Raw genomic sequence first — 17,710 nt, 5'->3', positions numbered from 1 at the left:
CCTTAAACCGGCATCTGCATGATGTCTTGATATGCCTGAACCAGTTTGTTGCGCACCTGGGTCAGAGCCTGGAACGACACGCTGGCTTTCTGCGAGGCGATCATCACGTCCGTCAGATCGACGCCGCTCTTGCCGATTTCAAATGCGTTGGCCAACTGAGTCGACGCCTGCTGGGTATCGCTGACTTTGTTGATGGCCTGACCGAGCATGTCGGAAAAGCTGCTGCCTGCCAGTTCAGGGACGGCGGCAGTCGATTTCGGCGTGGCCATGGCGTCCATTTTCATGGCCTTCATGTACATCATCAACCGATTGAATTCAATACCTTGGCTCATGGTCTACTCTCTTGGGCGGCCCGCAATTTTTTGACACTCACTCGGCGGGTACACAGGTGTTAGCAACAAGGGTGCCAGCTCGGCTGGTCTTGTTTCATAAATGCCGCTGTGGTCTGTGCGCTATGTCGGGATCACCGCAAAACAACTGTGGGAGGGGGCTTGCTCCCGAAGGCGGCGTGTCATTCAACAATGATGTGACAGACCTGACCTCTTCGGGAGCAAGCCCCCTCCCACCGTTATTCGCGTCAACTTTCAGGTAGCGAACAGATAACCTTCGACGTCCATCCCGGCATCACGCATCTGCGCCAGTTTGTAGCGCAGGGTACGCGGGCTGATACCGAGCTTTTCCGCAGCCTCCTTGCGCCGGCCACGCTCGGTGCGCAGGGTGTCGATGATCATCTGGAACTCCCGGCGCCGCAGGTCATCGCCCAGCGCCCCGGCGGATTCAGCCTCGACTTCGATCTCGCGCACCAGCGGTTGCACCGGCGCCGCGGTGTAGGTCACTGCGCCGGTCAGGCAGAAATCCTGCGGCTGGATCAAACCGCCCTGCTGCAGAATCAGCGCGCGTTGAATCGCGTTATCCAGCTCACGCACGTTGCCCGGCCACGGGTAGTGGGTCAGGCAAGCCTGGGCTTCTGGCGAAAGTTTCGCCGCCGCATGCTTCATTTTATTGACGTGTTTGTTCAGCAACCGCTCGGCCAGCGGCAAGATATCGGCAGTGCGCTCGCGAAGTGGACGCCAGGCCAGGGGAAAAACCGACAAGCGGTAGAACAAGTCTTCACGGAAACGCCCCGCCGCCACTTCGCCCGCCAGATCCCGGTTGGTGGTGGCGACCACGCGGATGTCCAGGGTGATCGGTTTGCGCGCCCCCACGCGCTCGACTTCACGCTCTTGCAGCACCCGCAGCAACTTGGCTTGCAGGCCCAGGGGCATTTCGGAAATTTCGTCGAGCAGAATGGTGCCGCCATCGGCCTGTTCGAACTTGCCGGCCTGCGCCGCAATGGCGCCGGTGAACGAGCCCTTCTCGTGACCGAACAGCGTGGCCTCGAGCATGTTGTCGGGAATCGCCGCGCAGTTGATCGCGATGAACGGCTGATTGGCACGATGGGAATGCTGGTGAATATAACGCGCCAACACTTCCTTGCCGGTGCCGGACTCGCCGGAGATCAGCACCGTGGAATCACTGCGTGCCACCCGCGCCGCCAGTTCGAGCAACTGCGCACTGGCCGGCTCGACCGCCACCGGACCTTCACCCTCCGTCACACTGATGCAGCCCAGAGCATGCCGCGACACCAGATCCAGCAACGCCTTGGGTTCGAACGGCTTGACCAGGTAATCCGCCGCGCCCTGACGCATCGCATCGACCGCACGCTCGACCGCGCCGTGCGCAGTCATCAGCAACACCGGCAATTGCGGCTGCCGGGCACGCAGCAAACCGAGCAGTTGATGGCCATCCATGCCGGGCATGTTGACGTCGCTGACCACCAGACTGAACGCTTCGCGCTCGACCGCCTGCAACGCCTCTTCGGCGCTGCCGACTGCATGGTAGTCGTGGCCCGCCAGCAACAGCGTATCGGCCAGCGCTTCGCGCAACGAGCGGTCATCCTCGACCAGCAAAACCTTGATGCCCATGACGTTCACTCAGCTCCGTGTACAGCGGAAAACAGCGGCAGGATCACCTGCGCGCACGTGCCGCGCCCGACTCGCGAGCGCAGCTGCAATTCTCCCTGATGTGCCCGCGCCACTGCCTTGACCACGGTCAGGCCCAGCCCGGTGCCGGTGACTTTGGTGGTGAAAAACGGTTCGCCGAGACGCTCGAGCACCAGCGGATCAATGCCGCTGCCGCTGTCGCTGACACACAGGCGCAGGCTGTTGTCGCGGGTGTAGCAGTGCACTTTAAGGCGCACGTTGCCATCGCTGGCCTGAATCGCGTTTTCGATCAGATTGAGAATCGCCCCGACCAGCGTGTCGCGGTTGCACAGCAATTCGCCGACATGACTGTCGCACTGCCAGCGAATGGGCAGATCCTGCACATGGGTCAGCGCCGCCGCCTGCAGCGATTGCATCAAGGCATTGGGGGTGATGCGATCAGTCAGCGGCAGCTCGCCACGGGCGAACACCAACATGTCGCGCACCTGATGCTCCAGCTCATGCAGGCGCTCTTTGAGGCGGCCAGCGAAACGCTGCTGGGTGGCGACCGGTAATTCCTGCTCAGTCAAATGACTGGCGTAGAGCAAAGCGGCGGATAACGGTGTGCGGATCTGATGGGCCAGCGAGGCGACCATCCGTCCCAGCGACGACAGACGCTCGTGGCGCGCCAGTTGATCTTGAAGGTGGCGGGTTTCTGTCAGGTCGTTGAGCAGCACCAACTGCCCCGGCTCGGCATCCAGCGAGCGGGTGGCAATCGACAGGCGTCGACCGTTTTTCAGAGAAATTTCATGACCGTCGTCTTCACGCGGGGCGAAGCAACGGGCGATGACGTGGCGCCACAACTCGCCTTCCAGCGGCAGCCCCAACAAATCGATCGCCGCCGGGTTGGCTTCGCGCACCATGCCGTGGCCGTCGATCACGATGACGCCACCGGGCAACAGATCGAGGAGGTTTTGCAGACGGTTGGCCAAGCGTTCTTTTTCGGCCAGCTCCTGCATGCGCTGGGCACTGACCACCGCCAGCTCGCCCTTGAGCTCGGTAACCCGGGCTTCAAGCATGCTGTAGGAATCGGTCAGTTGACTGGACATCTGATTGAACAGCGCGAACGCGTGCTCCAGACCCTGACGGCTCGCCTGCTCTACGGACGACGGTTGCCCCTCGGCATGGGAGGCAGATGACATCTGGGCGTGGGGCATTGTGTTCTCTCGCTTGGCTGACCGTCAGTTAAACGGAACGTTGCGAGGGATGTAGCAATACCCGTGCCTAAAAAAAACTGCTTATAAATGAAGGCGTTGAAAAACAGGCGTCAATCATCCGCCTGTTCGTCTCCTTCGCGCCGGCTCATGCCGTACTTGCGCATCTTCTCCACCAGCGTGGTGCGACGAATGCGCAGGCGTTCGGCGGCACGCGCGACGATGCCATTGGCGTCGTCCAGCGCCTGCTGGATCAGGCCCTGCTCCAGACCGCCGAGGTAGTCCTTGAGGTCCAGGCCTTCCGGCGGCAGCATCGCGTTGGCGGTGAAGTCCGGCGTATGACCGTTGATCGCCACGCGCTCTTCGAGATCGCTGCGCAGGCTGTCGACCATCTGCTCGTCTTCGTCGTCGACGTAGCGGAATTTCTTCGGCAACTCGACCACGCCGATCACCCCGTACGGATGCATGATCGCCATGCGCTCGACCAGGTTGGCCAGCTCACGGACGTTGCCCGGCCAGCCGTGACGGCACAGCGACATGATCGCCGCCGAGTTGAAACGGATCGAACCGCGCTTTTCGTGTTCCATGCGCGAGATCAGTTCGTTCATCAACAGCGGGATGTCTTCGACGCGCTCACGCAGCGGCGCCATCTCGATCGGGAACACGTTCAGGCGATAGTAGAGGTCTTCGCGGAAGGTGCCGATCTCGATCATGCTTTCGAGATTCTTGTGGGTCGCGGCAATGATGCGCACGTCGACGCTCTGGGTCTTGTTGCTGCCCACGCGCTCGAAGGTGCGCTCCTGCAGCACGCGCAGCAGCTTGACCTGCATCGGCAGCGGCATATCGCCGATTTCGTCGAGGAACAGCGTACCGCCGTTGGCCAGTTCGAAACGCCCGGCACGGCTGGTGATCGCACCGGTGAAGGCGCCCTTCTCGTGGCCAAACAGTTCGCTTTCCAGCAGCTCTGCCGGGATCGCCCCGCAGTTGACTGGCACAAATGGCGCGTCGCGACGCTTGGAGTGGTAATGCAGGTTGCGCGCAACCACTTCCTTGCCGGTGCCGGACTCGCCGAGGATCAGCACGCTGGCGTCGGTATCGGCCACTTGCTGCATCATCTGACGGACGTGCTGAATCGCCCGGCTGGTGCCGACAAGGCTGCGGAACAGATTCGGTTCGCGATGACGGCCACGCTCGCGGGCCTGGTCGTACATCTCGCGATAGACCTGGGCACGGTGCAGGGAGTCGAGCAGTTTGCTGTAGCTGGGCGGCATTTCCAGGGTCGAAAGCACCCGGCGGCGCTGGTCTTCCGGCAGGTCGACGGAAGAATTATCGCCCATCAGCAAAACCGGAAGGAACTCATCCCACGTCGAGAGTGTCTTTAACAAGCCCAAAAGTGCACCCGGAGCATTTACCGTCCCGATCAGTACACAGATGACTTCACGACTCGATGACAAAGAGCCGACAGCCTGCTGCCAGTCATGGCTGCCGCAGGGTAAATTTTCTTCGCCGAGAAAATTTAAAATCACCGCCAGGTCGCGGCGGCGGACGCTATCGTCATCGATCAGCAGAATTTTGGTTTCACGCCACATGCAATAGCAACTTCCCTAGTCAACTCAATGCCCGAAAAATGGGGCAAGCGAGACGCTTGCAGGACACCTTGTGCCTGTAGACGCCTGAAATCTGAAAACAGCCACTAGTTAAGTCAAAAAACCGTGCACAGTCAAATTTATGGCGCACATGTCTGGATTAACTGGGGGTTAATTAACCAAACAGATGGTAAACCTTTGCCGCCTTTTGCGCTTGGGTGATCTGCGACATCTCGTTAGCTATCGCCTGGCGCTCACCCATGGCCGCCTCAAGTAGCTCCTTGTAGACATGGAGCAATTCCTCAAGGTTACTGCGCAAGGCCTCCTCATCCAGCGAGGCCTCGGCCATGACGTCTTCCATGCAGGAACGGCAAGCCAGATCCAGCTCGCCAATGGCTTCCCAGTTGCGTTCGGCCAGCGCACTGACCAGCGCTTCACGGGTGTCGGCGATTCGCTGCAATAAAAGACTCATGGTGCTCTCCTTTAAAACTGCGGAGCAGGCTCGGGGGCGATGGCATCCCAGCCTTCTTTGACCGTGCTCAGCAAGCCGGCGACCTCATCGAGAATGCGCGGATCGCTGTTGATGTTGGCCTCGGCGAGACGCTTCATCATGTAGATGTACAGCCCGTCCAGATCGGCCAGTTCATCGGCACACTTTTCCAGATCCAGACCTTCGCGCAGCCCGCTGACAATGCCAATGGCCTTGCTGATCGAGGTGCACTTGCCAGGAATATCCTTGCGCTCGATGGCACCCTTGGCCTGAGCGATGCGGGCCAACCCGCCTTCCATCAGCATTTGCACCAGACGGTGCGGGCTCGCCTCGGATGTCTGGGCGTGCGCGCCGACTTTCTGATATTGCCGAAGGGCTAACATTGGGTTCATGTTCTACCTCATTGCCACAATGACTCGTATAACCAGTGTATCGCCAACGAATCACAGAACTTTAGATCAAAAGACAAAAACCCGGCGCACGCCGATAAAGCGTAGCCGGGTTTTTGTCGTTCTTGCGGGTTACTTCGCGGACTGCTGAGCGTTCAGCGAGCTGAAGAACGACGTGATGTTGCTCGCAGTCGCCTTCATCTGCCCTACCAGCAAGTCCATGGCGTTGTACTTGGCCGTCAACGTCTTGGTCAGGTTGGCAACACGCAGATCCAGCGCCAGTTGCTGACTGGTCAGGTTCCGGGTGTTGTTGTTCAGGATGGACATGCGCTGATCAAGCAGGCCTACGGCAGTAGGGGCGCTACCGGCAGGCGCCTTCAGATACGGATCCACCGCCTTGTTCATGCGTGCCAGCAGACCGTTGGTGTCGTCGGTCCCGGTGAACATCTGCTGCACCTGGCCAGCCTTGCCGGGCTGAGCCATGGTTTTGGTGAACGCAGCAGTATCAAACGTCAGGTTGCCGGTGTTGCGGTCGGTCATCACACCGATCTCCGACAGATAGGACAAAGAACCCTTTGCACCAGCACCAGGAGCAGTCAACTGGCCACGGATGTCGGCGATCAGCGAACGCGGCAACGAGTCACCGGTAAACGCCGCCTGCACCGTCAGTTTGCCGTCTTCATCAGGCGTAGCCTTGGAAAGCGTGTCGATGGTGGTCTTCAGGGTGTTGTAGGCGTCAACAAACGCCTGAACCGACGCCTGCAGCCCCTTGGTGTTGGTATCGACGCTGACAACGGTCGGCGTGGCAACGCCACCAACGAGAGGACTGACAGTGGTCAGATTCAGGGTCAGGCCGCTGATTGCACCACTGACCGTATTGCTCTTGCTGGAAACCTGCAGGCCGTCAATGGTCACCTTGGCGTCTTGTGCAGGGCCATTGACGTTGCCAGAGGCGCCTGCCGCCGGATTGGTACCCATCGGCTGAGTACCGTCGATCTCCAGACCGGCAATCCCGCTGACAGAGAGGTCGGTACCGGCGCCCGTCTTGTTCGAGCTGATCACCAGGCGCGAAGCGCCACTGCTGTCGGTCACGATGTTGGCAGAAATACCATTTGAGCCCTGAGCCGTGTTGATTGCGTCACGGGTGCTCTGCAAGGTCGCATTGGCCGGGATCGTGACATTGTAATCAGTGCCATTCTGACTGATTTTCAGGGTACCACTCGGAATGGCACTGGCAGCACCGCCGGCGAAAGAAGCGCTGGCGACTTTCGAGCCAGTGGCCAATTGATTGACAACAACGTTGTAAGTCCCCGACACCGCGGTGTTATCGGAGGTGGCGCCGAGAATCGCTGTGTTGCTCGAGGTCGCCGTGAAGCCGGCAAACGCCGGGTTGGTCTTGCTGCCCAGGTTGGTCATCGCCGTCTGGTACGCGGTCAGCGCACTCTTCAACGTGCCGACACCGGAAATCTTCAGGGTATTGGTTTTGGTCGCGGAATCGATCTGCGTCTGCTTCGGCGACTTGTCGGCGTTGACCAGCGCGGTCACGATCGCGCCGATGTCCAGGCCGGAACCCAGTCCGGAACCCGGTAGAATTGGACTTGCCATGTGCATCTCCCTTCAGATTGTTGCCAGACTTTTGACCCATCCAGGCGTCATTCAAGAAAGACAAACACTATTCATGCCAGCTATCAGACTTTGGCGTCGAACAACACATGGCTTGCGTTGGCGAGGCTGTCTGCGAGCTTGAGTGCTTCTGCGGAGGGGATCTGGCGTACGACCTCACCCGTCTCGCTTGCGATCACCTTGACGATGACCTTGCCAGAGTGCTCGTCGATCGAGAACTCCAGGTTACGCTTGATCGATTGAACGAACTTCTCGATCTCTTGCACCGCCAGTTTCAACTTGGCGTCATCCGTTTGCTGACTTTTCCTGTCAGCGACCGGAGCGTCGACCGGTGCAACTTTTGGCGTCTCCGACGGCTTATCAGCAACAGGCGTCACTGGCTTGGGAGCCGGATAAGACACGTTAAGCTTTACGCTCATGTCCATGCTCATCACCTCCTAACGTAAAAAAGCGAGAGAGCGCGACCAGCGCACCCTCCCGCCCAAACTCATTCCGAAATTACTGAAGCAGCTTCAGTACAGCGGAAGGCAGTTGGTTGGCTTGAGCCAGAACAGAGGTCGAAGCCTGTTGCAGGGTTTGCTGCTTGGTCAGGTTAGCAGTCTCTGCGGCGAAGTCGGTATCTTGTACGCGACCTTGTGCAGCAGTGGTGTTCTCGGTGATGTTCTGCAAGTTCTGGATGGTGCTGGTCAGACGGTTTTGCGAAGCACCCAGGCTGGCACGAGTTGCACCGATTGCAGCGATAGCGGCGTCGATTGCAGTGATCGCGTTGTCGATGTTCTGCGAAGCAGAACCAGCGCCAGTACCGGTGGTACCAGTCAGAACTACAGTACCGCTACCTACGGACAGGCTGACGGCGTCGAACTTGGAGCTCAGTACCAGGTCGATGTGGTTAGCCGAACCGGTGTTTGCGCCAACTTGCAGGGTCACAGTACCAGCCGAACCGTCCAGCAGGTTTTTGCCGTTCAGGTTGGTAGCAGCCGAGATACGGGTGATTTCGTCAGACATCTGAGCGAATTCAGCGTTGGTTGCGGTCTGGTCAGCAGTGCCGTTGGTGCCGTTACGTGCTTTAACAGCCAGTTCACGCATACGCTGCAGGATGTCGGTCGAAGCTTGCAGAGCGCCTTCAGCGGTCTGAGCAACGGAGATACCGTCGTTGGCGTTCTGGATGGCTTGGGTGTTACCACGGATCTGCGAAGACATACGGTTCGAGATCTGCAGGCCAGCAGCGTCGTCTTTTGCGCTGTTGATTTTCAGGCCGGAAGACAGGCGCTGCATCGAAGTCGACAGAGCGTCGGAAGCGCGGTTCAGGTTCTTTTGAACGTTCAGCGACGTGGTGTTGGTGTTTACTGTTAAAGCCATGACGAATTCCTCGTTGGTTGGGTACTGCGGCTTCCGGCCCTGGCAACCGCCTGGAATGGCCTAGAGAACCTTCGTAATAGTTATCGTCGGGTTGGCAAGTTGCTTGAGGGCTTTTTGAAAAAAATTTGCCATCACCCTGCCACCCCCGAGAAAACAAGGGCTTAGCGCCCTCCCACCTGCGAAAAAATGACGCCATAAAACCGACCCGCACGCAAAGCCGCGGGCCAGCGCGGTCGGTCAGTTTGCCGATCGTGCTTTTTGCAACACTTCGATCAACTCGTACTCCATCCAGTCCGCCAGCCCCAACCAGTCCTGACGCTCCTGACAGTCGAGCATGTGCGTGAGTACAAAGGACCAGTCCTGCTGAATCGGTGCAGACGCAGCGATCAGCAACTGCTGCGCGCCCTCGAACACATCGACCATATCCAGCGCCGCCTCGACATCACGCCCTAGACGAAACAGCCCGGCGCAGTGGCGGCACTCGTCGACGCACTGCTCAATCGTTGTCATTGCACAAACTCCTGATTGAACTGCGTCCCGGCGATCAGTGCGCCCGCGCGACTGCTGTTGAAAAACTGCACCTGCGGATGCGCGGCGATATAGCGCTCCAGCACACACAGATAGCCGCGAAAGTTCAGTTGGGTGCTGACCCGCCGGCCATGACCGTCCTGCACCCAATGCCGCGCCTGATCGACCCCCGGCCCCAGATCACCGTCATTCCAGCCAGCATGGGTCTTGTTCATCGGGAAGGCGAAGTCGGCGCCGAACAGGGTAATGCGCGCGGCCCCCATCTTCACCGCCAGGTCCACCGCCGGATGAATCACGCTGCCACCGACATGCAGTTGTCCGCGCGGATATTGCTCACGCAACGCGGCGTACACCGGGCTGGCCGAGTAACCGCCATAGCGCTTGCCTTTCCAGGCGGTCAGCACCGCAGGATCGCTCATAGGCAGATACACCAGCGGGATGCCAGCGGAGTCCTCGAACGGCAAATGCCGGAAGCTGATGCGCTGATCGATGGTGACCACCAGATCCGGGACGATGCCGTGTTCGCGCAGTGGCCGGTAAGCGGTATCGACGCACATCAACAATGGACGTTCAGCCTGCGCATGCACCGCCGCCAGACGCTGGAAATGCCCTTCCAGCGTCGGCCCGGTGCCGATCACATAGATTTCCCGGCCACTGGCCGTGCCGAACAACTGCGCCACATCATCATCGCCCAGCAACACCGGCAGGCAGTCCTGCAAACGCTGTTGAATGAACGGCAAATGTGGATCGAACTCACGATTGTTGAAGCTCAGGTGCACTTCGCTGACCAGCCGATCGCGGATCTTCGCGTTGAAGTCATCAGCCAGCAGCATCTCGGCCGGCAGGGCGAAAAACGGTGTGCAGATGTCTGACAGATCACCGGCATAGAACAGCTGCACACGCGGATCTTCCAGCCACGGGCGCTGATCGAGCAGTTGCAGCACCAGCGCGAACACCGCGCCATTGAGGATATGCACGTACAACCGCTCAAGGCCAGCGCGCTCCAGCAGCACCGTTGGCAAATCGCCGAGGCCAGTGCCGTAGACATGCAACTGCGATTTTTCCGCCAGGCTGGCCGCCTGGATGCGGGCTTCATGGATGCGGTCGTGGCGACTGGTCAGTTGAATGCCATTGACACTGAGCGTCGAGCCCAAGCCCTGCACCAGTTCGGCTTGAACGACTGAGGTGTCTTCCGCCATCAGCCGCTCGAACAACGCCGGCCAGCGTTGCTGGATGATCTGGGCGTTGGGTTGGAAAAACTCGCTCATGCCGCCTAGCGCTCCATTCAGGCAAAAAAAATAGCGCTCAAGGGTAACCTTGAACGCTATTTTTGTATCCGCCGTTTTTGACCGACTCAAGGACGATAGATGATCGCCGAGCCCCACGACAGACCGACACCGAAACCGCTCAGGGCAATGCGCTGCCAGTCGGAATCGAGTACGTGTTTTTCCAGCAGCAACGGAATGCTCGACGACACGGTATTGCCGGTCTCGACCATGTCCTTGATGAACTTCTCCGGCTCGCCTTCGAAACGTCGGGCCACGGCATCGACAATCGCCGCACTGCCCTGGTGAATGCAGAAGGCGTCGATGTCGTCAGCCTTGAGGCCGGAATCGTCGAGCAATTCGTGCAAGTGCGCCGGGACTTTGAGCAGCGCGAAGTTGAACACCTGACGGCCGTTCATGAAGAACACGCCATCGGTGACTTTCAGGTGCGGTGCGCCGGAACCGTCGGTGCCGAACTTGGCCTTGCCCAGCGCCCATGAAGGATCTTCGCCCATCCAGGTCGCGGTGGCGGCATCGCCGAAGAGCATGGTGGTGTTGCGGTCTTCGGGGTCGACGATTTTCGAATACGGGTCAGCGGTGATCAGCAGGCCGTTCTTCAGACCGGCGGCTTCCATGAAGCCCTTGATCGCGTAGATGCCGTAGACGTAACCGGAGCAGCCCAGGGAAATATCGAATGCCGCGACATTAGTCGGCAGACCGAGTTTGTCCTGGACGATGGCAGCGGTGTGCGGCAGACCTTCTTCGTCACCGTTCTGGGTGACGACGATCAGCGCGTCGATCGATTCACGCTTCAGTTCAGGGTTGCTGGCAAACAGCGCATTGGCCGCTTCCACGCACAGATCGGAGGTTTCCTGTTCAGCGTCTTTGCGCGGCAGGAAGGCCGAACCGATTTTGCCGAGGATGAATTCTTCATCCTTCTCGAATTTTGCACCTTGTGCGTAATTGTCCACGCCGGCTACAGGAACGTAGCTCGCAATGCTTTTTATGCCAATCATTACGGCTTCCCAATAAAAAACAGCCCAAAACCACCGCTCGCAAGGATTCGAGGGGCGCCGACAAACAGAAAACGGCCGCCACAACGGGCAGCCACGGGGAGCGCAAAGGGCTATCACTGGAACCGATTACACGGCCAGGCGCCATCTCCCCGGTCAATACAATACAGTGAAGATGCGCGTTATGACTCGCAGGTCACGCTATTTTGCCGAATCGGTTGCAGATCGGGTTATTCGACCAACGACCAGTCCAGCGGCGTGCCACGTTTGATCGCCTGACGAGCGCGGCGACCGAGGACGGCCTCGGTGTGCTTGGGCGGCAGACCGAGACCTGGGCGAATGGCGCGCAGATTGTCCCCGGAAAAGGCTTCACCGGCCGCCATGTCGGCAGTGACGTACAGCGAACGGCGATAGACCAGCGACTTGCGCTCGGCCTCGGTGACGCCGTAATGCACTTGGCCCATGGCCTGCCAGGCGCGTTCGGTTTCCACCACCAGGCTGGCCAGTTCCGCCGGCTCCAGCGAGAAACTGGCATCGACCCCGCCCGCCGAACGGTCGAGGGTGAAGTGTTTCTCCACCACCGTCGCCCCGAGTGCCACAGCGGCCACGGACACGCCAACGCCCATGGAGTGATCGGAAAGACCTACCTCGCAACCGAACAGCTCACGCAGATGCGGGATCGTGCGCAGATTGCTGTTGAGCGGGGTTGCCGGGTAAGTGCTGGTGCATTTGAGCAGCACCAGATCCTTGCACCCTGCCTCGCGGGCGGCGCGCACGGTTTCGTCGAGCTCGGCGATGCTGGCCATGCCGGTGGAGATGATCAGCGGTTTGCCGGTCGCCGCCACACGGCGGATCAATGGCAGATCGGTGTTTTCGAAACTGGCGATCTTGTACGCCGGCACATCGAGGCTTTCGAGAAAGTCCACCGCCGTGTCATCGAACGGCGTCGAGAACGCGAGCATGCCCAGCTCTTTGGCCCGGGCAAAAATCGGCGCGTGCCACTCCCATGGGGTATGAGCTTTCTCATACAGGTCGAACAGCGAAGTGCCGGCCCACAGGCTGTTCGGGTCCTTGATGAAAAACTCGCCCTCGGCCAGATCCAGAGTCATGGTTTGCGCGGTGTAGGTCTGCAACTTCAAGGCATGCGCGCCGGCCTTGGCGGCGGCCTCGACAATCTGCAGGGCCACCTCCAGCGACTGGTTATGGTTGCCGCTCATCTCGGCAATGATGAACGGCGGCGCATCGGCACCGATCAGACGCTCGCCAATCTTGAAACTACTCATCGCGGTGATCCTTCAAAACCTTGGTGAACGCGCAGGCACTCTGGGTGAATCCGGCGTCACGAAACACATTCAAAGAGGGGCGATTGCCCGGCAGCACCTGAGCGGTGATAACGGTCATCTGCGGCCAGTGCTCGCGGACGAACGCCTCGCCTCGCGCCAGCAGCGCCCTGCCCCAGCCGAGACCGAGCCGTCCTTCCAGCAGATACAGCGACACTTCGGCTTCAAAGCCGCGCAGGTCATAACGCAAGACGCCGACCGCGCCGTCATCGGCCTGCGCAATCAACAGCAGACACTGCGGATTGCGCAGGCTCGCATTCAGCCAGTTCAGGTGCTGCGGCCATTCGATTGCAGCCGTGTCCAGTGACCAGCGCCGCACAGCCTCGGCATTGCGCCCGTCGAACAGCAACTGCGCATCATCGAGGGTCGCCGGGCGCAGTTTGAGCACCGCACCGGCCAGCGCCGCCGCCACGCGTAATGCACCGCGCCCATCGACCAGTTGCCGCGAACGCTCGGCCAGGCTCTGGCGCAGATAAAAATTGTCGACGACAAAACCGATGGCGTCGCGCAGTTGTTCGACGCTGACCTGCTCGCGGGCGCCCATGAACACATGCGCCCCCGCCGCCGCCATGACTTCGCCGTTGGCCTGCTGATTGTTCGATACCGCGATGCAGAGGGTCGGCAGGCCGAGGGCTGCACGCTCCCAACTGGTGCCGCCGCCGGCGCCGATAAACAGATCGGCTTCGGTCATGCGTTGTTGGAAATCGCTGACGAAACTGTGCAGGCGCCAATGCGGCCGTGTTGCGGCCAGTGCCTGCATTTGCGCCCACGCAGGATTGTCTGCACCGGCGACGAAATCCACTTCCAGCTCTGCGAAGTCCTGCAGCGCCAGCATCGCGTGATGGGTCTGCATCGCCGCATCGAAACCACCGAAATTCACCAGCACCCGGTGCGCCTTGGGCTTGATCGCAATGGCCGGACAGACGAACTCCTCGCGCAGCATGGCGTAGCGCGGACCGAGCAAGGTGCGGCAGTCTTCGGGCAGCAGCGGCGCATAGTTTGCGCAGAGACCGGACAGGTTCTGATTGAGCAGCAGATCAACGCTGTAACGGCGGGTGGCGAGATCGTCCACCGCCGCAATCCGTGGCGCCCAACGACGGACAGCGGTTTGCCAATGATGATCGAGGCCGTAGTGGTCGGCGATGATCCAGTCGAATGCGGCGTGACCTGCCAGCAAGGCATCCAGCGCCTCAACGTCCGCCTGCCACGGCAGCATCGATTCAATGTCTTGCTGCGGGTCTTCGTCGGGGTAGGCGTCCGGCAAGGCGAAGGTCTCGAAACCTTCGGCAGCCAAGGCATCAAGCCGATGCCCCGGTAACCGGCGGCAGGCAAAGGCGACATGACTGCCTTGCTTGCGCAGCACTCGCGCCAGCGTCAGACAACGGGCGATGTGGCCACTGCCGATGGTCGGCGAAGCGTCGGCTCGGATCAGCACTCTCATTGCAGCTCTCCGCCGGCCTTGAGCGCGGCGTAGAGGTATTCGGCGCGCTTCCAGTCTTCCAGCGTGTCGATGTCCTGCACCAGATGCCGCGGCAGAATCACCGGCAGGCTGGCGCTTGAATACAACACGTCACCGCGCAGCCACGCCTCGCGACGGCCCCAGTAAAACTGGCCGGCGTCCTGAAAAGCTTCAGGCAGATCCTGCGAGCGGGTGTTGCGAAATTCCGGGTACAACGCGGTCAATGCGCCCTGCCCGTCCAGCGTCAGCGCCCGCTGCACCGGGAAACCAAAGCTGCACACGGAGAACGCAAAGGCTTTGTCCGGGTGCTGCTGCAACAGCTCAAATCCTTGCCGCAGGAAGCGCGCCTGCAACAACGGCGCCGTGGCGTACACGCAGCAGGCGTAATCGAAGGCTGGCAGTTGCTGCAAGGCATGCACGATCACCGCAGCGGTGCCGGTGAAATCATCCGCCAGTTCAGCCGGGCGCAGGAACGGCACTTGCGCGCCATGGGCCAGCGCCAGCTCGGCAATGTCGGCGTCATCGGTACTGACCACGACCTGTTCAAACAAGCCACTGTCGAGCGCCGTATGGATCGAGCGGACAATCATCGGCACGCCATCGAACGGCAACAGATTCTTGCGCGGGATGCGCTTGCTGCCGCCACGGGCCGGGATGATTGCGACGCTGTTCAAGGACGTTTTTCCAGCAGAAACCAAGTGATGTCATCCACCGGGAATTGTGGGTCACGGTGATAACCAAAGCCGTAATCGAGCAAGTGCAGATCGGCATAACGATCGAGCATTTCCCCGGCGAAATCGCGCTTGAACAGCTTGCCGCTGTTGCCGCGATAGGACACTTCCACCGGTGCCGGATTGTAGTATTCGGCGATCAGGATGTAGCGCTGGCTTAACGCATACAACTGCGCATAGGCGGTCGGCAGCAGCTCCGGCGCCAGATGGATCAGCACGCCTTTGCTCAGGGTCAGGTCGTAGCTGCGCTCGCGGGGAAAATCGAACAGCGAGCCGTGCCAGATCTGCGCGATGCCCAGTGCCCGCGCCTGAGCACAGGCGCTTTCATTGATCTCAACGCCGAACAACTCACTTTGCGGCAGCAGTTGACGCAGCGCCTGCAGGTTGTTGCCGGCATTGGTGCCCAGCTCAACCACACTGTCGATGCGCCCGGCGCGACTCAGGGCCTTGGCGAACAACGCCAGATTGGCCGCCACCAGCGGCTGACCGACGTTGCGATCGACGTACTGGTTGCCGAAATCGCCCTGCCAGAATTTTTCCTGCTCACTCAGATCACGCATTGCACAGTCTCATTCGCCGCCGCAGCGGGATTTATTCGGTCAGCCGGCGCAATTGCTCGACCACATGATCCTGCTGCTCTTCACTGAGCAACGGGTACAGCGGCAGGCTGATCGCCTCGGCGTAATAACGCTCGGCTTCGGGGAAGTCGCCTTCGGCAAAACCCAGGTCGCGATAGTACGGCTGCAAATGCACGGGAATATAGTGCAGGTTCACGCCGATGCCGGCGGCACGCAAGCCTTCGAACACCTGACGGTGGGTCAGGCCGATGCGCTCGGTCTGCAGGCGCACCACGTACAGGTGCCACGCCGATTCTGCCTCCGGCTGCGCGCTGGGCAAGCTCAGTGGCAGGTAGGCCAGCAACCGGTCATAACGCGCCGCCAGTTCGCGGCGACGGGCGATAAACCCGTCCAGTTTGGCCAGTTGCGACAGACCCAGCGCCGCCTGCAACTCGGTGATCCGGTAATTGAAGCCCAGCTCGATCTGCTGGTAATACCACGGGCCGTGGCTGGGTTCGTTCATCTGCTGCGGATCGCGGGTCATGCCGTGGCTGCGCAGGCGTTGCAGACGCTCGGCCAGTTGCGGGCGATTGGTCAGGACCATGCCACCTTCGGCACTGGTGATGATCTTCACCGGGTGGAAACTGAACACGGTCATCGCCGCAAAGTCCCCGCAACCCACCGGGCGCCCGGCGTAGCTGGCGCCCACCGCGTGCGAGGCGTCTTCGATCACGGTGAAGTTGTAGCGCTCGGCCAGTTCGGCAATCTTGCGCAGGTCACAGCTCTGCCCGGAGAACGCCACCGCCACCAACACTTTCGGCAGCGTGCCGTCCTGCTCGGCCTGATCGAGCTTCGCGGCGAGGGCGAATGCATCGAGGTTCCAGGTCAGCGGATCGATGTCGACGAAATCCACGTCGGCGCCGCAATAGCGCCCGCAGTTGGCTGAGGCCAGAAAAGTGTTCGGCGTGGTCCACAAGCGATCACCCGGGCCAAGGCCGGCAGCGAGGCAGGCGATGTGCAGCGCCGCGGTGGCGTTGCACACCGCCACGGCGAAGTCAGCCTGGCAACGCTCGGCCATTGCCTGCTCGAAGCGCTCGATGGTCGGGCCTTGGGTCAGCCAGTCCGATTGCAAAACCTCGACCACTGCATCGATGTCCGCCTGATCAACGCTCTGCCGACCGTAGGGAATCATGCCGAGAGCTTCGCGTGCAGCTCGGCGATCTGCCCGACCGAGAGGTAGTGCGGGTTGGTATCGGAGCGGTATTCGAAATCTTCACTCACCGGCCGCCCATGTTCGCCGAGCTTGTCGATGGAGAAATCGACATCGACGCTGGTGAAGCGGATCGACGGCTGAATGGTGTAGTGGTCTGCGAACTCCAGGGTCATCCGCGCATCGTCCAGCGGCACCATCAGTTCATGCAGTTTTTCCCCGGGACGAATACCGACGTTCTTGTGCGGCAGATGCTCGGCCATGCCCCGCGCCAGATCGACGATGCGAATCGACGGGATCTTCGGCACGAACACTTCGCCGCCGTGCATCCGCGCAAAGCTGTCGAGGACAAACTGCACGCCGTGATCGAGGGTGATCCAGAAGCGCGTCATGCGCTCGTCGGTGATCGGCAGCTCCTGCGCACCGTCGGCAATCAGCTTGCTGAAGAACGGCACCACCGAACCCCGCGAGCCCGCCACGTTGCCGTAGCGCACCACGGCAAAACGCGTTTGTTGTTCGCCGGCAATGTTGTTGGCGGCGACGAACAACTTGTCCGAGAGCAGCTTGGTCGCACCGTACAGGTTGATCGGGCTGGCCGCTTTGTCGGTGGACAGCGCGACGACTTTCTTCACGCCATTGTCGATGGCGGCGGCGATGATGTTCTCCGCGCCATTGACGTTGGTGCGGATGCACTCGGTGGGGTTGTACTCCGCCGCTGGCACCTGCTTGAGCGCCGCAGCATGCACCACGTAGTCGATGCCGCGCATGGCCTGCCGCAGACGATCGGCGTCGCGCACGTCACCGAGAAAGTAACGCATGCACGGCGCGTTGAACGTCTGCTGCATTTCGTATTGCTTGAGTTCATCGCGGGAGAACACCACCACGCGCTTGGGCTGGTATTGCTCAAGCAGACGGGCGATGAATTTGCGCCCGAACGAGCCGGTGCCGCCGGAGATGAAGATCGATTTACCGTTGAACATGTGCT

18 protein-coding genes are annotated in these 17,710 nt (G+C 60.5%); all 18 read right to left on the bottom strand.

Annotated elements, in window-relative coordinates:
• Positions 1-2: 2 nt before the first annotated feature.
• The 18 genes from fliE to pseB all read right to left on the bottom strand — a co-directional run bounded on the left by fliE (position 3) and on the right by pseB (position 17,705).
• The gene (fliE, locus tag E3Z29_RS10715; protein ID WP_134785746.1) at positions 3-332 is read right to left on the bottom strand and encodes a flagellar hook-basal body complex protein FliE; all 330 of its coding nucleotides are present in this window, start codon (positions 330-332) and stop codon (positions 3-5) included.
• 252 nt (positions 333-584) lie between these two features.
• Entirely contained in the window at positions 585-1,964 is a 1,380-nt protein-coding gene (locus tag E3Z29_RS10710) for a sigma-54 dependent transcriptional regulator (protein ID WP_134785745.1), read from the bottom strand.
• A gap of 5 nt (positions 1,965-1,969) precedes the next feature.
• Positions 1,970-3,163, bottom strand: a complete 1,194-nt coding sequence (locus tag E3Z29_RS10705) for a PAS domain-containing sensor histidine kinase (protein ID WP_167734192.1) — start codon at positions 3,161-3,163, stop codon at positions 1,970-1,972.
• A gap of 125 nt (positions 3,164-3,288) precedes the next feature.
• Positions 3,289-4,764, bottom strand: a complete 1,476-nt coding sequence (locus E3Z29_RS10700) for a sigma-54 dependent transcriptional regulator (RefSeq protein ID WP_003222863.1) — start codon at positions 4,762-4,764, stop codon at positions 3,289-3,291.
• Between the two features lie 172 nt (positions 4,765-4,936).
• The gene (fliT, locus tag E3Z29_RS10695) at positions 4,937-5,233 is read right to left on the bottom strand and encodes a flagellar protein FliT (RefSeq protein WP_134785743.1); all 297 of its coding nucleotides are present in this window, start codon (positions 5,231-5,233) and stop codon (positions 4,937-4,939) included.
• Between the two features lie 11 nt (positions 5,234-5,244).
• On the bottom strand, positions 5,245-5,643 hold the full coding sequence (fliS, locus tag E3Z29_RS10690; protein ID WP_027614233.1) for a flagellar export chaperone FliS: 399 nt from the start codon (positions 5,641-5,643) through the stop codon (positions 5,245-5,247).
• A 129-nt stretch (positions 5,644-5,772) separates the two neighbouring features.
• Entirely contained in the window at positions 5,773-7,245 is a 1,473-nt protein-coding gene (gene fliD, locus E3Z29_RS10685) for a flagellar filament capping protein FliD (protein ID WP_134785742.1), read from the bottom strand.
• 83 nt (positions 7,246-7,328) lie between these two features.
• Positions 7,329-7,688, bottom strand: coding sequence for a flagellar protein FlaG (locus E3Z29_RS10680; RefSeq protein ID WP_134785741.1), 360 nt, complete (start codon positions 7,686-7,688; stop codon positions 7,329-7,331).
• A 73-nt stretch (positions 7,689-7,761) separates the two neighbouring features.
• Entirely contained in the window at positions 7,762-8,622 is an 861-nt protein-coding gene (locus E3Z29_RS10675) for a flagellin domain-containing protein (protein WP_007958307.1), read from the bottom strand.
• A 237-nt stretch (positions 8,623-8,859) separates the two neighbouring features.
• Complete coding sequence (locus tag E3Z29_RS10670) at positions 8,860-9,132, bottom strand: hypothetical protein (RefSeq protein WP_134785740.1); 273 nt, start codon at positions 9,130-9,132, stop codon at positions 8,860-8,862.
• Positions 9,129-10,418: a motility associated factor glycosyltransferase family protein gene (locus tag E3Z29_RS10665; protein WP_134785739.1), complete on the bottom strand. Its 1,290-nt coding sequence runs from the start codon at positions 10,416-10,418 to the stop codon at positions 9,129-9,131. The genes E3Z29_RS10670 and E3Z29_RS10665 overlap by 4 nt, the downstream gene beginning before the upstream one ends.
• Positions 10,419-10,504: 86 nt before the next feature.
• Positions 10,505-11,431 carry a ketoacyl-ACP synthase III gene (locus E3Z29_RS10660; RefSeq protein WP_096796272.1) on the bottom strand — a complete coding sequence of 309 codons (927 nt, stop codon included), beginning with the start codon at positions 11,429-11,431 and terminating at the stop codon, positions 10,505-10,507.
• 227 nt (positions 11,432-11,658) lie between these two features.
• Complete coding sequence (gene pseI, locus E3Z29_RS10655) at positions 11,659-12,711, bottom strand: pseudaminic acid synthase (protein WP_134785738.1); 1,053 nt, start codon at positions 12,709-12,711, stop codon at positions 11,659-11,661.
• The gene (gene pseG / locus E3Z29_RS10650; protein WP_134785737.1) at positions 12,704-14,209 is read right to left on the bottom strand and encodes a UDP-2,4-diacetamido-2,4,6-trideoxy-beta-L-altropyranose hydrolase; all 1,506 of its coding nucleotides are present in this window, start codon (positions 14,207-14,209) and stop codon (positions 12,704-12,706) included. Before pseG ends, pseI begins: the two co-directional genes overlap by 8 nt.
• Positions 14,206-14,901: a pseudaminic acid cytidylyltransferase gene (gene pseF / locus E3Z29_RS10645; RefSeq protein WP_134785736.1), complete on the bottom strand. Its 696-nt coding sequence runs from the start codon at positions 14,899-14,901 to the stop codon at positions 14,206-14,208. The genes pseG and pseF overlap by 4 nt, the downstream gene beginning before the upstream one ends.
• Positions 14,898-15,518: a pseudaminic acid biosynthesis-associated methylase gene (locus E3Z29_RS10640; RefSeq protein ID WP_134785735.1), complete on the bottom strand. Its 621-nt coding sequence runs from the start codon at positions 15,516-15,518 to the stop codon at positions 14,898-14,900. Before E3Z29_RS10640 ends, pseF begins: the two co-directional genes overlap by 4 nt.
• A 31-nt stretch (positions 15,519-15,549) precedes the next feature.
• Positions 15,550-16,707, bottom strand: a complete 1,158-nt coding sequence (gene pseC, locus E3Z29_RS10635; RefSeq protein WP_134785734.1) for a UDP-4-amino-4,6-dideoxy-N-acetyl-beta-L-altrosamine transaminase — start codon at positions 16,705-16,707, stop codon at positions 15,550-15,552.
• A complete protein-coding gene (pseB, locus tag E3Z29_RS10630) occupies positions 16,704-17,705 on the bottom strand; it encodes a UDP-N-acetylglucosamine 4,6-dehydratase (inverting) (protein WP_047292505.1) in 1,002 nt (333 codons plus the stop codon). Before pseB ends, pseC begins: the two co-directional genes overlap by 4 nt.
• Positions 17,706-17,710 lie beyond the last annotated feature (5 nt).

Source organism: Pseudomonas sp. S150, from assembly GCF_004526365.1.
Lineage (GTDB): Bacteria > Pseudomonadota > Gammaproteobacteria > Pseudomonadales > Pseudomonadaceae > Aquipseudomonas > Aquipseudomonas putida_A.
Note: the sequence above shows the minus strand (reverse complement) of the source record. Positions and strands in the feature narration are given on the sequence as shown.

Bases quoted from the DNA above. Each gene is read 5' to 3' on its own strand.
- pseG (WP_134785737.1), bottom strand. From the start codon at position 14,209: ATGAGAGTGCTGATCCGAGCCGACGCTTCGCCGACCATCGGCAGTGGC.
- E3Z29_RS10705 (WP_167734192.1), bottom strand. From the start codon at position 3,163: ATGTCATCTGCCTCCCATGCCGAGGGGCAACCGTCGTCCGTAGAGCAG.
- pseC (WP_134785734.1), bottom strand. From the start codon at position 16,707: ATGATTCCCTACGGTCGGCAGAGCGTTGATCAGGCGGACATCGATGCA.
- E3Z29_RS10710 (WP_134785745.1), bottom strand. From the start codon at position 1,964: ATGGGCATCAAGGTTTTGCTGGTCGAGGATGACCGCTCGTTGCGCGAA.
- fliS (WP_027614233.1), bottom strand. From the start codon at position 5,643: ATGAACCCAATGTTAGCCCTTCGGCAATATCAGAAAGTCGGCGCGCAC.
- pseI (WP_134785738.1), bottom strand. From the start codon at position 12,711: ATGAGTAGTTTCAAGATTGGCGAGCGTCTGATCGGTGCCGATGCGCCG.
- E3Z29_RS10665 (WP_134785739.1), bottom strand. From the start codon at position 10,418: ATGAGCGAGTTTTTCCAACCCAACGCCCAGATCATCCAGCAACGCTGG.
- fliE (WP_134785746.1), bottom strand. From the start codon at position 332: ATGAGCCAAGGTATTGAATTCAATCGGTTGATGATGTACATGAAGGCC.
- E3Z29_RS10640 (WP_134785735.1), bottom strand. From the start codon at position 15,518: ATGCGTGATCTGAGTGAGCAGGAAAAATTCTGGCAGGGCGATTTCGGC.
- E3Z29_RS10670 (WP_134785740.1), bottom strand. From the start codon at position 9,132: ATGACAACGATTGAGCAGTGCGTCGACGAGTGCCGCCACTGCGCCGGG.
- fliD (WP_134785742.1), bottom strand. From the start codon at position 7,245: ATGGCAAGTCCAATTCTACCGGGTTCCGGACTGGGTTCCGGCCTGGAC.
- E3Z29_RS10680 (WP_134785741.1), bottom strand. From the start codon at position 7,688: ATGGACATGAGCGTAAAGCTTAACGTGTCTTATCCGGCTCCCAAGCCA.
- fliT (WP_134785743.1), bottom strand. From the start codon at position 5,233: ATGAGTCTTTTATTGCAGCGAATCGCCGACACCCGTGAAGCGCTGGTC.
- E3Z29_RS10675 (WP_007958307.1), bottom strand. From the start codon at position 8,622: ATGGCTTTAACAGTAAACACCAACACCACGTCGCTGAACGTTCAAAAG.
- E3Z29_RS10700 (WP_003222863.1), bottom strand. From the start codon at position 4,764: ATGTGGCGTGAAACCAAAATTCTGCTGATCGATGACGATAGCGTCCGC.
- pseB (WP_047292505.1), bottom strand. From the start codon at position 17,705: ATGTTCAACGGTAAATCGATCTTCATCTCCGGCGGCACCGGCTCGTTC.
- E3Z29_RS10660 (WP_096796272.1), bottom strand. From the start codon at position 11,431: ATGATTGGCATAAAAAGCATTGCGAGCTACGTTCCTGTAGCCGGCGTG.